The 13,845-nt window shown below is 30.6% G+C and carries 11 protein-coding genes and 1 tRNA gene; all 12 read right to left on the bottom strand.

What is annotated here, in order from left to right; all coding sequences use genetic code 11:
- Window positions 1–26: 26 nt before the first annotated feature.
- Window positions 27–290 (bottom strand): death-on-curing protein, encoded by a 264-nt coding sequence (locus BTO16_RS09455; RefSeq protein ID WP_211298216.1) that lies wholly within the window; start codon window positions 288–290, stop codon window positions 27–29.
- 2 nt (window positions 291–292) lie between these two features.
- Window positions 293–1,498, bottom strand: a complete 1,206-nt coding sequence (locus BTO16_RS09460; protein WP_105021334.1) for a restriction endonuclease subunit S — start codon at window positions 1,496–1,498, stop codon at window positions 293–295.
- Entirely contained in the window at window positions 1,491–4,472 is a 2,982-nt protein-coding gene (locus BTO16_RS09465) for a type I restriction endonuclease subunit R (RefSeq protein WP_105021335.1), read from the bottom strand. The genes BTO16_RS09460 and BTO16_RS09465 overlap by 8 nt, the downstream gene beginning before the upstream one ends.
- Window positions 4,473–4,544: 72 nt before the next feature.
- The gene (locus BTO16_RS09470) at window positions 4,545–5,525 is read right to left on the bottom strand and encodes a DUF6371 domain-containing protein (protein WP_105021336.1); all 981 of its coding nucleotides are present in this window, start codon (window positions 5,523–5,525) and stop codon (window positions 4,545–4,547) included.
- A 56-nt stretch (window positions 5,526–5,581) separates the two neighbouring features.
- Window positions 5,582–6,904 (bottom strand): DUF3987 domain-containing protein, encoded by a 1,323-nt coding sequence (locus BTO16_RS09475; protein ID WP_105021337.1) that lies wholly within the window; start codon window positions 6,902–6,904, stop codon window positions 5,582–5,584.
- Between the two features lie 11 nt (window positions 6,905–6,915).
- Window positions 6,916–7,479: a hypothetical protein gene (locus BTO16_RS09480; RefSeq protein WP_105021338.1), complete on the bottom strand. Its 564-nt coding sequence runs from the start codon at window positions 7,477–7,479 to the stop codon at window positions 6,916–6,918.
- On the bottom strand, window positions 7,476–7,775 hold the full coding sequence (locus BTO16_RS09485) for a helix-turn-helix domain-containing protein (protein WP_105021339.1): 300 nt from the start codon (window positions 7,773–7,775) through the stop codon (window positions 7,476–7,478). The genes BTO16_RS09480 and BTO16_RS09485 overlap by 4 nt, the downstream gene beginning before the upstream one ends.
- A 95-nt stretch (window positions 7,776–7,870) precedes the next feature.
- Window positions 7,871–8,734: a hypothetical protein gene (locus BTO16_RS09490; RefSeq protein WP_105021340.1), complete on the bottom strand. Its 864-nt coding sequence runs from the start codon at window positions 8,732–8,734 to the stop codon at window positions 7,871–7,873.
- Window positions 8,735–8,743: 9 nt separating this feature from the next.
- Window positions 8,744–9,976 (bottom strand): site-specific integrase, encoded by a 1,233-nt coding sequence (locus BTO16_RS09495; protein WP_105021341.1) that lies wholly within the window; start codon window positions 9,974–9,976, stop codon window positions 8,744–8,746.
- A gap of 191 nt (window positions 9,977–10,167) precedes the next feature.
- Window positions 10,168–10,241 (bottom strand) — tRNA-Asp (locus BTO16_RS09500).
- 52 nt (window positions 10,242–10,293) lie between these two features.
- Window positions 10,294–11,214 (bottom strand): DUF58 domain-containing protein, encoded by a 921-nt coding sequence (locus BTO16_RS09505; RefSeq protein ID WP_105021342.1) that lies wholly within the window; start codon window positions 11,212–11,214, stop codon window positions 10,294–10,296.
- 1 nt (window position 11,215) lies between these two features.
- Window positions 11,216–13,780 (bottom strand): M1 family metallopeptidase, encoded by a 2,565-nt coding sequence (locus BTO16_RS09510; protein WP_105021343.1) that lies wholly within the window; start codon window positions 13,778–13,780, stop codon window positions 11,216–11,218.
- Window positions 13,781–13,845 lie beyond the last annotated feature (65 nt).

Consider the following 13,845-nt stretch of genomic DNA (forward strand, 5'->3'; position numbering starts at 1 on the left):
TTATTATACTGCACCCTTTCAGGGCTTTAATTTATTATGCATTGCCTTGTGTTGATTGGTTTTTGCATAAATTCGGAAATTCCGAATTTCCTCAAAACATTGGCTTCTACGAGTTCTTCTTCTTTAAAAATGTTTTTAATATGCTCATTAATGGTAGAAACACTTTTGCCAAAAAGTGTTGCCATTTGTTTTTGCGTAAGCCATACCGTTTCGGCATTAAAAGAAACGTCTAATTTGGTTTCTCCGTTTTCTGCTTGGTAAATAATTATTTGTGAGTTATTTTCTTCCATTTTTATAAACTATTAGGAAACAACTGCTGCATTAACCCTTTTTTATGCTTTTTTAAGCTTTTTATTTTTGTGGTTTGTGCTTCTATAAAAGCATCTGCACTAGATAAACAATTGGCTATTTTTTGTTGTTCTTTTGGGTCTTTGGGAATATATATTACCATCTCTGACAATGTAGATTTTACAATATAAGGAGTGTTGCCTTCCTTTTTTTCTATTGAAATCCTCTTACTTAAATTATGTTCTAAATAATATTTCAAATAAATAATATTTTCATCGAAATCATCAAGAACATATGTTCTTTGATATGCGTTAAATTTGCCTTTATAATAATGAATGTAGCCTACATTTGCTCCGTTACCAGAAACTAATAAAGCTTCAGTATCAAAAGCAAAATCATCAATTCTATAGAAGTTTTTTGCACAAGTATAAAATCTATATTTTCCATTTTCAATCATTGCATTTGCATCTAATCTACCCGTAGTTATTGCACAAATATCGCCAAGCTCTTTCTCTTCCCAATCCCCATCATTCTCAAACTCTGGAAAACGAAATTGTGGTTTGGTTTCTCCATTTGCAGGAAATAGTTGTTGTAATAAACCTTTTTTGTGGTCTTTTAAATTTTCTAGTTTATCTGTTTCTGCTGTTATTAAAGTATCTAATGAGGATAGACAATTGGCTATTTTCTGTTGTTCTTTGCTTTCAATCTTTGGGTATATAAATGAGATTTTTTTTATTAATGAAGAACTTAAATTTTTCTGACCACCTTCATTACTTATTTTTCTAATTTCCTCATAACGTGATGATAAATTTTGAAATACGAATTCGATATTCATTCCTTTTTTCAAAGAAATTGCTGCACAAGCTTGATTTATTGCTGCTTTAATATCTAAAATAGCAACTTTCCCTCTAGTTTTACCTTGACCATACATCGCCATTAAAATCGTACCTATTGGGTATAATTTGGTGGAAGAGTTATTTAAGCCTAGTTCTGTTATAAATTCATTAGCTATTTTAATTTTGTTGTACTCAATTAGAGTAGTTGAAATCCAAGGAATGTCTCCATTCCAATATTCTGGTTTTGAACGGCTAGGTGTACCTCCTGAAGATACAGAGCTAATTTTTTCAATAGTTGAATCTATCCATACCCCATCATTTTTAAATTCAGGAAACCTTAACTCAGGAACTAATATTTGTTTTTCTTTATTCATAAGCGTTTAATCCTGCTATTTCACGCCCTTGGGCAAGTTTATTTAATAAGGGTACTAATTCTGTCATTAAGGCTTTTTCTTTTACGCTTCGGTCTTTCCAACCTAAGTCTAATGGTGCTAATAAATCGGTTAGTTTTTCGCCATCAAAAATCATTCGGTTTAGTATTTCATCCATAAAAGCGTTTAGGCTTAAAGCTGTAATGCCTTGTTTGTCTGCAATGGTTTGTATTTCTTTTGCAGCTTTTTCGTCTTTAAATTTTTGGTAGCCTGCTATAATTTCTTTTTCGCTTCGTTTTTCGCCTATTTTTAGGTCATTTATATACGCTATGATGCCTTCACTCTCGTCCATTAAATTGGCACTTGAGCTTATTAGGTTTATCACTTCTTGGCGTGTCATTTTATGTTTGCTGCTTGGGCTGTTGTTCAAGTTTTTGGCTACTAAACCCATAATGTAATCGTAATCTATAATTGCAGAAGAAAAGAGTACAAATTCAAAATCTAATTGTTGTACATCTTTAGGTGCGTCTTTTTTGTTTTGTTCGGCTTGCAAACGTTTGGCAGTATCTAAATACACCGATTTAAAAGAACGTAAATCATCCGTAGGTAATAACACCTCAATCGTTTCTGTTTGTGTATCGTTTAAGTCTGTATATTGGTCTAATTGTGTTTTATAACGCTGTACTTCTTTAAACGCATTTATAAAACCTGCACGTGCTTCATCGCCTTTTAAATTGCTTACTTCGGATGGTGAACAGGCTAAACCTTTTGCTTGCATAAATTGGGTGAGTTGCGCTACCGCTTCTTGATATTTTTCAATTACTTTAGGTGCTGCATCTACCAACCAAATTTCTTTTGCTTTTTCTATTTTAGCACCAGAAAAACGAATCATTGCTTTGTTTACTTCTTCTTCTTGGTCTCTAAATACTAAAATATTACCATAGGGTTTGGTATCGTTTATAACTCTATTGGTACGTGAATAGGCTTGTATTAAACCGTGGTATTTTAAATTTTTATCAACATATAAGGTGTTTAGATATTTAGAATCGAAACCCGTTAATAACATCTCTACAACAATTAATACATCAATTTTATTTTTGTATGCATAATCCGCATTGGTATATTTTTGGTCTTTGATACGTTGCTGCACATCTTGGTAATATAAATCGAAATCTGCAATTCTATGATTTGTATTGTACTGGGTGTTATAGTCTGCAATAATGGTTTTTAAGGCTTCTTTTTTTACATTAGGCTCAATTTCATTGTCTGCTTTTTCTTGAGGTAAATCTTCTTGTAATTGTTTTACATCTGTATTGCCTTCTGCAGGTGGCGAAAATACACAGGCTATTTGTAAGGGTTTATAATCTGGATTGATCGCTGCATATTCTCTTTGATTTTGTTGGAATAAATGATAGTATTCTATGGCATCAGAAATAGAAGACGTTGCTAAAATTGCATTAAATCTTTTTTGATGCGTAGCTTTATCGTGCTTTTTCATAATGGCATCAATGACTGCCATTTTATGACTTAAACTCGTTAGGTCTGGTTGTTTATTGCCATTAAAATAGTCGATATGGAAACGCAATACATTTTTATCTTCTATTGCATTGGTAATGGTATAGGCGTGTAATTCTTTTTGAAAAACGTCTTCTGTAGTTTTATAGGATGCTGTTTCTCCTTCAATCGTTTTATAGGTTGCATTTTCCTCAAAAATAGGTGTTCCTGTAAATCCGAATAGTTGCGCTTTAGGGAAAAATTCTACAATTGCTTTATGATTTTCGCCAAATTGTGAACGGTGGCATTCATCAAAAATAAATACGACACGTTTGTCTTTTAAAGGCTCTAAATGTTCAATATAATTTTTATCGTTTTTAGTGTCTAAGGCTAACCCTAATTTTTGAATTGTTGTAACAATTACCTTGTCTGCATAATCTGTAGACAACATTCTTTTTACCAATGTTTTTGTATTGGTATTTTCTTCTACACTACCTTCTTGAAATTTATTAAACTCCTCTCTTGTTTGTCTGTCTAAATCTTTTCTATCTACAACAAATAAACATTTTTCAATAGCATCATTGTCTTTTAAAAGCGTAGATGCCTTAAATGAGGTTAGTGTTTTTCCGCTTCCTGTAGTGTGCCAAATATAGCCGTTTCCTCTGTCTTGTTCTATGCAGTCTACAATCGCTTTTACTGCGTAAATTTGATACGGGCGCATGACCAATATTTTCTGCTCTGTTTCTACCAACACCATATAGCGACTAATCATTTCGCCTAGTGTACATTTAGCTAGAAATTTATCTGTAAAATCGTCTAAGTGGTTTATTTTAGAATTGTCTTCTTTTGCCAAGGTATAGACAGGTAAAAACTGCTCGTCTGCATTAAATGCAAAATGTTTGTTATTGTTGTTAGAAAAGTAAAAGGTTCTTGTTTTATTGCTTACTATAAATAATTGCATGAAACACATTAGCGAATTGGAATATCCGTTACCAGCATCATTTTTATAGTCTACAATTTGTTGCATTGCACGATTAGGACTAATCTCTAAAGTTTTTAGCTCTATTTGCACAACTGGCACGCCGTTAATTAATAAAATAACATCATATCTATGATTGCTATTTTGGGTATTCATACGAAGTTGATTTATTACTTCAAAATCATTTTTACACCAATCTTTTATATTTACTAACGTGTAATGTAATGGTGTATCATCTTCTCTTATAAATGTATTTCTTTTTCTTAAATGATTAGAAGCTTTAAATACATCTGGGTTTATTATTTCAGTTAGTAATTTATCAAATTCACTATCCGTTAATTTTACCCTGTTTAGGGATTCAAACTTCTGTCTGAAATTTAATTCTAGTGCACTTCTATCTCGTATATCTTTACGATAGGTGTATTTTAGGTCTTGCAGTTTACCTACAAGTCCGTATTCTATATCTGCTTCTTTTGCACTATGGTTTTGTTGTTCTTTTGTCATTGGTACTTTAGCAATTTTGAGTTTATAAAAATAGGAATCTTTTTAAGATATTCTTCAATCAAACTATTTTAATTACTGAATAAATCTTCTAAAAAAATCTTCTAGGTCGCAATTATACAAACCTTCTTGTTTTAACTCTTCGTCTGTCTTACCATTTGTCATATCCCAAATTTTTGCGTTGATATCAAGTTCTAAAAAGTATTTTTCTTTTTTTTGCATTATTGAGACCGCATTAGAACTGATGTCTGGAACCACAATGATACTTAAACCCCTAAGAGCCTCTAACTTTAGATTTGTTAACCCGTTAATACCTGCGTAAGACAACCAAGTATATTTAGGTAAAATAATTGAGGAAATTACTGCGGTCTTTTCACTCTCCACTAATATTATTGGTTTGCTTTTATACTCCGGCAATCCAAGTAAATGCTCTCCAAATAAGCAACTATAATATCCATCTTTTTTTAAGTACGGAACTTTAAAATTATCCGTTCTTTTTCCGTTTTTATCATAATAACTGACCTTCCCTTTTTGAACTTTATTCTTCTTATTGATAGACCAAAAGACTGCACCCCTATCTTTACTTGTACCCAATTTATATAACTGTTTTACATATTCCTTGTCTTTTTCTCCGTATGTCTTACAAATGTATGTCAATAGGTTATTCTCGGGTTGCATTCTCATATACGCATCAACTACCTTGTTTTCAACGTATTTCATTGCAATATCCTCGTTTTTAGCACTTGTATCACAATGTATTCCATGCTTGTCCGCCGATTGTCCTCCATTTGAGTAGGACAAACCGAGGACAGATGAAACAAACTTAGATTGGATACTATCCCATTCATATTTACCATTATTTTCGTCAACATATTGCGTAGGTGGCAATGTTGTTTGTCCGCAGGAATGGCAGTATCCAAAAACATCTCTTAACCCAACATAATTTACAAACTTGCCATCCTTATTTGATTTTGCACAACACGGAGTTAAAATTTTAAAATTTCTTCGATTCTTAAACTTTAATTTTAACTCGACTTTTTTTAGTTTTATTTTCATAATGGAAACTCGAAACTTAACCTAATATTAATTATAAACATAATGCTAACAAGTACTTAAAACAACTTACTGTTTTGGTTTCCAGTTTCCTGTTTCTCCAAAATTTTATTCCAATGTTTGGAAACTGTACCTTTCGGAACTTTAGTAATATCTACAACTGATTTTTGTAGCGCATTATTTTTTATTGCAGTTTTTATTATTTCATCTAAACTTGGCTCATTGCTTGATTTGTGATAATTTTCGTTCAATATAATTTTAAAGTTACATAAAAAATACTCATTTACTATTATTGCTAATTCAACGGTCTCTAGATCTAATTTTTTAGTATAATCCATATCTTTAGAAATTTTCATCAGATGTAGCACTAAACTCAATTTATGAATTGAAATTTGCATCTTAGCATGATACTCCTTTAAAATTTTTCCAGCAGTCTCTTTTCTGTTTATCAACTCTTGGGTGTACTCAAACATTCTATCTTCTGCTTGTTCCGTCAAATCAATTTTAAATTTCTTAATAATCTCCTCCTTTTTCTCACTTTGATTTTTGTATTGAAGAATGTTAGAAATTAGTAAATTGTAATCTGCAACTACTTTTTTTGAAATGACACCTCTAATTAATTTATTATTTTCTACTAACTTGGGCGTAAACAATTGTCTATCTATAAAACCACTCTCTAAATTACCATTGGCAAAAAGTTTTGGTACAAATTCATTTTGGATACCTCCTAATAAATTTGGGTATGTCTCTTTAATCCTAAAACTTTTGGTTGTTTTTCTACCTACGTCAACATAAGCATTTGTATAACCTTGAAGCAAAAAAGTTCTCCATTCTACACCATCTCTACTATTAGAATTACCCATTTTCTCAATTAAAGTATATACTTCATCAATATAAATTCCTACAGCATTTGGGTTTTCACTATGAGTTTTATGAACTGCTTCAATTGTTGAATTTTGCAGAAGAATTTGTTTTCTAGTAGGCTCATCATCAACTTCTGAATTATAATCTTTTACCATACTACAATAGTTATCGTAGCTTTCATCATCTTCATTTACTAAAGGACTTGTTGCCAATTTTAATGCTTCTGACTTAGTGTCTCCCCTACTACCTACAATTGTAAAATAAAGATTTGCGTAATTTTTATATCCTAGAGATTCAATAAAAAATGTCAACCCCATAGAAGTGCTTACAGAAAACAACATTGCACTTAACAAATATTCTTTTGGAACTCTTTTATAAATGAACGCTTCATTAATTAAATCTGAATACTCAGGCGGAATAGAAACTAAAATTTTATTCAGTGCTAAAATAGATTTCTCCCTTTGGGTCAAAATTAATTCATCTAGCTTTCTTTCAATAGAACCTTTTGAGTTTATCATGTCTTTCAAGATTAAATTGTTATTGATTTACTACCTAGATCCTCTTTAAAAATAAACTTTGTCAATAAAGAAAAATCAAAGCCACCTGAATAGTACATTGCAAAATTTAGACGATAAGTAGTTGAATAATCACTTTGAATTTCTTTAATTAAATCAACAAAAACCTTATTAAATTCATCTTTGAGTTCTTGCAACATAAGATCACTAAAATACACTTTGAGAATGGTGTTTTTTAATTCAACTAATTCGACCTTGCCAAATTTAAGTAGCCTAGTATCTCTCTGGTCATACATCCAAATAATTAATTTAAAAAATTCAATGGAATGCACAACATCAATGTTGTTGTCCTCAAATTCCCCATAAGAAATCAAAGTACCGACCTTACTTTCACTTTCTGTAATTTGATTATTAAAATGGTTTGTAACCCCTTCCTTTTCGCTATTTTCTGGCGCAGCGAAGTGTTGCTCTAAAATTGTTCTAGATAGTTCCGAAACAGAAATATTTTTCATTTCTGAAATTTCAGATAGTTTATCACTTAAACTATCTGAAATTCTAATACTTATTTTCCTCTTCATGAGGCTGAATTGATTTTAATTAGACTGTTCAATAACTCTTGTCGATTAAATCTAATTTTATTACCAATTCGATAGGCAGAAATAACACCTTTTTTTCTCCAATCGTATAACGTAGGTAATGTAACCTTCAAAATATTTACAGCTTCTTTACTGGTAATAAATTCTGGCTCTTGTTTGGATTTTAAATCCTTCATAAATTCTGCAAGTACCTCGCTGATATGTCTTGTAACATTGTCTGAAATCTCATTTTTAAAGTCCTCCGCTGAGACATCTTGCACTTGAATTAACTGCTTCATAATATTATATATTTAATTTATGAAACAAAACTCAATTTAGGATTCATTTAGGAAAAATGCATTTTCCTAAACTTTATTTAAAAGCATAAAGTAGGTTACTCTTTTAACATAAGTTCCACAAATTTAGCCTTTATCTTAGCCACGTTCTTGTGATTCTCATACGGGTTATTTTTTTGACCAACAAAGTCACTATAAATAGGATGAATTACAGCGTTGATTTTGAGAGAATCAATACCCGTGAACACAGAGAGTACTTTAGAAAGTTTTAGGTTGTTACCCTTAAAGTTAAAATTCCCTTTTAAAAAATCCAACACCCCTAATTCAATTAAAAACATAATCTTCAAACCGATTGTACCAAGTTCTTCCTCATCAATATTTACCTCTTCAATTGCAACCTCTTTTTCAAAAACATAATGACTTTTTAATTCATCCATTAACAAATTCATATGGTCAGCCATGTCAGGAACAGTAAGGCTGGATTCTTTGAATGGTTTCAAAACTTTATCAACTAACAAGGAGTTTGTTGGATTATCTTTGATTTCTCTAGAATTTTTCTCTAAAAATTCAGCTAAACGCAAAATATTCTTGTCTTCATCTTCAATTTCTTGGTAAAAAAACTTGTAAAATAATGCGCAAGTCATTAACAAATAATAAACAAATTTGCCCTCATAACATTTATATATTCTATTTTCATCTTTTAAATTAAATTCAACAGTTCCTATTTCTGCTACTTTTTTTCTTTGTGTAAAGTCCCCTTTAAATTCTATAATTGAGGTATTCTTATTTTTCAGCAAGTAAAACTGATTTAAAACTAGGCTTATGGCTTCAAAACAATCTTTTTCTATGAAATTTTTTTCATATTCTTTTCTGCCAAAATTATTTATGTCCTGATAATAAGAATTTAAAATTAACGCAAACAGTTCATTTTTTATTAAATCGTTGTATTTAAAGTTTTTCATATATCTAATTTATTTTGTTGTTATGCTAAAAAACGCATGATTTGCAATTCTAGAAGCAAACTCTTCTTTTTCAATTCGGATATACCTCAAAAAACTTTTTTCCGTTTTATGCCCTGATAATTGCATAATTGCTAGACTATCCATTCCAGCTTTATACGCATTAGAACAGAAGCTCCTTCTGGCTGAATGTGAACTTATTAGAGTGTGTTTATTTACGCCATTTTTAGCTTTTACCTCCTCGTTTATCTTTGCTTTTTCTGCAACTTCTTTAATTCTCTTATTTATCTTTTGCTTATTAAGGAATTTTGGTGCTGTAAAACCACGTTTATTAAACATATCTTTTACAAAAGGATGAAGTGGTATAACTACATCCGTTTTAGTTTTATTTTGAGTAATCTTAAAACACTTTATACCGTTGATTTCATAAATATTATCCTCATTTAATTTATCCCAATCTGAGATTCTTTGCCCCGTGTAAGCTCCTAACAAAAATAAATCTCGAACCCTATCATTAACACTATCAAAATCATATTCAACTTTTTGAATTTGCTGCAACTCCTGCTCATTTAAATAAACCTGAAAACTATCCTCTCTAATAACTTTAAAATATTTATGTTTATGACCAACGCAAAGAGAAATCCCTTCTTCGTTAGCTGTATTCATAAACATTTTGATATTTTTTACTTGTTTACCAATGGTATTTGGATTCATCTCATGCGTATCTTCCAAGTATTCGAGAAAATCGTAATAAAAATCCATGCTAATTGTTTCAAAATTAATTTTATAATTTTCATCTTTTTCAAACAACTTTACCAGCTCTAAAGTCCGCTTATAAGTTTGCCAAGTACTTTTAGCAACCCTTTTTTTAGATTTTTCTATTAAAACATTTTCTACGTAATCAAAAAAGGAATCGACTTTCTTCGTTTTTTCTATTTTATCAAAATAAATATCCAATTGATACTTTAAATTTTCTTTCGAAAGTTTGTTACCAAATTTAAGTTCAGTAAAGGCATTCTCTGTAAAAGATTTTATTTTGTACAGTTCGGCATTAATTTTATCTTTAATATCAGCAACCTCCAACTTATTGCGTAGTTTTTGATTTTTAGCATCCCAATATTCAGGTAACACTTTTATTCCTGTAGAATAAACTAACTCGTTTCTATGAGTCCATATTATTTTAAGACTGATGGTAGTTGGTTTTGTAGATTTGTTGTTTCTAATTATGAAGTTAATAGAAGCCATAGCAAATAATTTTAATTTTATGATTTAAAGATAATCAATTAAATGCTTGTACCGTAAATTGTACTGTAAATTACTTTATTTTCCTTTATTCTACTTTATCTTACTTTATAAAGATTTCTTGGAAAACCCTTGATAGCAAGGCTTACAAATGAAGTTAAACAAAAAAAGCATCTCAAATGAGATGCTTTTTGCGGTCTGGACGGGACTCGAACCCGCGACCCCCTGCGTGACAGGCAGGTATTCTAACCAACTGAACTACCAAACCGTTGCTGTTAGCGGTTGCAAATATAACTCTGTTTTTTAATTACACAAAGAAATTATAAGATTTTTTTTCTACTTATTAAATAATTTATCAGAACCTGATCAAAACCCAAATGAATGTCTAAAGGAACATAATCTATTTTATATTGTAAGCATTTATTCTTCAATTCTTTAAAGAAATTTTCGACAAGGTTTTTATATTTCTCCTGAATATTCTCAGCGTAAACATTTATTTCTTCTCCGGTCTCCACATCCACAAATTTCTTCGGAGAATTGTCAAAATTGAAGTTAAATTCAGTTTTTCCGTCAAAAGTATGGAACAAAACCACCTCATGTTTGTTATATTTTAGATGACGTAAGGCTTCAAAAAGCGATTCATCGTCTTTATTTGTCTGAAACATATCCGTAAATAAAAAAATTAAAGAACGTCTGTGCATCTTTTCTGCTATTTCATGCAAATACTGATACGTCTCTGTAGTTTTAGAAGAACTAGAAACTAATAATTGCTCTAATTGATGCAACAACATTTTTCTGTGACGCTCACTTCCTTTTTCTGGCGCATAAAACTCATACGAATCCGAATAAATACTTAATCCTACGGCATCTCTTTGTCTTTTTAATATTTCCATTAAAGATGCTGCTGCAACTGCAGCAAATCCCACTTTAGATAAAGTATCAATAGATTCCTTTTTTACAACAGGATAATGCATCGAGGCCGAATTATCGATAATTATATGACATCTTAAATTTGTTTCTTCTTCGTATTTTTTAATGTATAACTTTTCTGTTTTAGCAAATAATTTCCAATCGATATGACGCGTACTTTCGCCGTTATTGTATAATTTGTGTTCAGAAAACTCGACAGAAAAGCCGTGAAACGGACTTTTATGAATACCTGTTATAAAACCCTCAACCACTTGCTTGGCAAGGATGTCTAAGTTTTTTATTTCTGATGATTTAACTTCGGATAGATTCATACTATTTCTTAATGCTTTGAGCTCTCGTTAAATTATCGGTAGTTTGTAATAGTTTTTTTAATAAAATAGGATTGTAGTCAGGATTTTCCTCTAAAAAATCTTGCAAAATAATAGCTGCTTCTTTTGATGAATATTTACCAATGGAAGACGCTAACCATCCTTTAGGAAAGAAAATATCACCTGTTAATTGAACCTCTTCCAAAGTTTCTATAATTGATTTTAAATGTTTTATAGATGATTTTTGTCTTAACGGATGATGAATTGAACTCAAAGCCGTCTGCACCCAAGCTTCTTTTTCACGATACTCTTTTTGTAAAAGCGATTTCATAAAGGCATCTCTTATCGTTGAATCTTGAGACAGTGATGGTAATAACCATTTAAAACGGTCCAATCTATCTAGGTTCGAAATTCTAGTTTGTTGTACTACCAAAATTTCTGTTGCCTTAGAGTGTTTATAAATAGCTAATTTCATGGCTAAAGAAGTAAAATCCTCTTCATTTAAAAAAAGGTCTTTAATCTTCATTTCTTCATTCCAAATTTGATATAAATTTTCTTTTCCTTTTTCCGAAATTGCAATGGACTCATACAAATCAAATAAAGTTTTTTTGATATTTGATGGCAAATCTTTTTCTAGCAGTCCAAAAATTTGATTTTCTGTTTTCTGTTGAATTTGATTTTGTTGTTGATTTGTTAAAAATGTCCAAAATATATTCTGAATACTTTCGGATAAATAATTAGTAATTAACTCATTTTTCTCGCCTTCAATTGCATCTAAATATACTTGATAGGTATCGATAGGAGAAATTACCACATTCAACATATTTTCATATAAATTAATGTATTGATATCCTCTTGAAACTTCATCATCAATATGTTTATAGGTGTTTATTTCATTTTTATAAATAGGAAAAACGCCATAACCAAATCCGTCTATATTATATAAAACCTGTCCTGGTTTAAAATCTTTTGTGGCTGAAGTAATATCAAAAGAGTTACCTATATTTTTTAAAGTGATATTTTTTACATATCCTCTGGCATCTTTTAATTGAATTTTAAAAGATTGCGTCCAAATTTTTGCCGAACCGTCTTCTGCTTTTTGATGGATAATAAATTTCGTGACATTTCCTTTTTCATTATATTCAATTTCTTCAGAAAAAATTGGTCTTCCATAAGAATTCACCCATACATCACTCCAACTTTTAATATCCCCTTCAGATTTTTTATCGAAAATAGCAACTAGTTCACTCCAATCTGCATTTGAGTTTTGGTAGGTTTTTATGTATTCTTGAATGCCGGCTCGAAAACCATCTTCACCCAATAAAAACTCCAACTGACGCATCATAATTGGCGCTTTATTGTAAATAATTCTTCCATACAAAGACCCCGCATTTTTCAGGTTTCCTAAATACTGACGAATTGCATTTGTACCTTTTGTTCTGTCTTCGGAATATGCACTTGGGTAATGTGTCATCATAAAATTTAAATCATGATTGACTTCAGGAAAAACAGGATTCATAATTTTATCTGCCATAAAATTAGCAAAAACTTCTTTCATCCAAACATCATTAAACCAACGCATGGTAACTAAATCTCCAAACCACATATGCGAAGTTTCGTGGGCTATTAATTTTGCTCTATTTAATTTATTGTTTTCAGTAGCATTTTTATCTAAAAACAAAGAAGCTTCTCGGTACTGAATTGCACCAACATGTTCCATGCCGCCATATTGAAAAGGCGGAATCGAAACAAAATCCATTTTTTGAAATGGAAATTTAACTTGCGTATATGCTTCTAGAAAATCGATCGAATTTTGATGAATTTTAAATACGGCATCTACACTTTCATCTATTTTTTCTTTATTATTTTCTCTATACAAGAAACGCATGTCAAATGCTCCCGGATTTTTTGTTACTTCGGTGAATTTACCAGCAACAAACGAAAATAAATAGGTACTCATTAAATCTGAAGTTCTAAAAATATGTTCTGTAAAACCATCAGTTTCTAAACTACTTTCTTCAAAACCACCGCAGAGTACTTTCCAATCTCTTGGTGCTGTAATTGTTAAATTATAGTTCGCTTTTATATCTGGTTGATCAAAACAAGGAAATAAGGTACTTGCTCTATCTGGCACTAATAAAGTGTATAAAAACTCTTCATTTCTGTTTAGTGATTTCTCGCCAGCATCAAAAAGTATTTCTATTGAATTCTTTCCCAAAACAAGCGCTGCTTTATCAATAATAAGGTGTTCTTTTTGATGATTTATTACTAATTTTTTTCCATTTATTTGGATAGATTTCAAGTTTGAAGTTTCTTCGTTAAAATCAAGAAACAGATCGTTATTCAAATCATTCAATGAAAATAGCATCACTAATTTTGATTGAATAGATTCCTTTTTATCTTCGGGGATTCTAAAGTCTAAATTATAAACAACATCAGAAATTTGTTGTTTTCTATAGGTCGCCAACTCTAATGAAACACCAGTTTCAAGTTCTATTTTAGAAGAACCTTGTTTACCACAAGATATTAAAATAAAAAAAACAGCAAATAGTAAGGAGTAACGATTCATTTAAAATGTTTAGATCCTAAAAATAAAAAAAGGTTTGACGTTAGCCAAACCTTTTTAAATATATA

It is taken from the genome of Polaribacter glomeratus (assembly GCF_002954665.1).
Lineage (GTDB): Bacteria > Bacteroidota > Bacteroidia > Flavobacteriales > Flavobacteriaceae > Polaribacter > Polaribacter glomeratus.

Excerpts from the sequence above, each read along its gene's own strand:
- BTO16_RS09460 (WP_105021334.1), bottom strand. The coding sequence starts at position 1,498 with ATGAATAAAGAAAAACAAATATTAGTTCCTGAGTTAAGGTTTCCTGAA.
- BTO16_RS09495 (WP_105021341.1), bottom strand. The coding sequence starts at position 9,976 with ATGGCTTCTATTAACTTCATAATTAGAAACAACAAATCTACAAAACCA.
- BTO16_RS09485 (WP_105021339.1), bottom strand. The coding sequence starts at position 7,775 with ATGAAGCAGTTAATTCAAGTGCAAGATGTCTCAGCGGAGGACTTTAAA.
- BTO16_RS09465 (WP_105021335.1), bottom strand. The coding sequence starts at position 4,472 with ATGACAAAAGAACAACAAAACCATAGTGCAAAAGAAGCAGATATAGAA.
- BTO16_RS09510 (WP_105021343.1), bottom strand. The coding sequence starts at position 13,780 with ATGAATCGTTACTCCTTACTATTTGCTGTTTTTTTTATTTTAATATCT.
- BTO16_RS09505 (WP_105021342.1), bottom strand. The coding sequence starts at position 11,214 with ATGAATCTATCCGAAGTTAAATCATCAGAAATAAAAAACTTAGACATC.
- BTO16_RS09475 (WP_105021337.1), bottom strand. The coding sequence starts at position 6,904 with ATGATAAACTCAAAAGGTTCTATTGAAAGAAAGCTAGATGAATTAATT.
- BTO16_RS09455 (WP_211298216.1), bottom strand. The coding sequence starts at position 290 with ATGGAAGAAAATAACTCACAAATAATTATTTACCAAGCAGAAAACGGA.
- BTO16_RS09480 (WP_105021338.1), bottom strand. The coding sequence starts at position 7,479 with ATGAAGAGGAAAATAAGTATTAGAATTTCAGATAGTTTAAGTGATAAA.
- BTO16_RS09490 (WP_105021340.1), bottom strand. The coding sequence starts at position 8,734 with ATGAAAAACTTTAAATACAACGATTTAATAAAAAATGAACTGTTTGCG.
- BTO16_RS09470 (WP_105021336.1), bottom strand. The coding sequence starts at position 5,525 with ATGAAAATAAAACTAAAAAAAGTCGAGTTAAAATTAAAGTTTAAGAAT.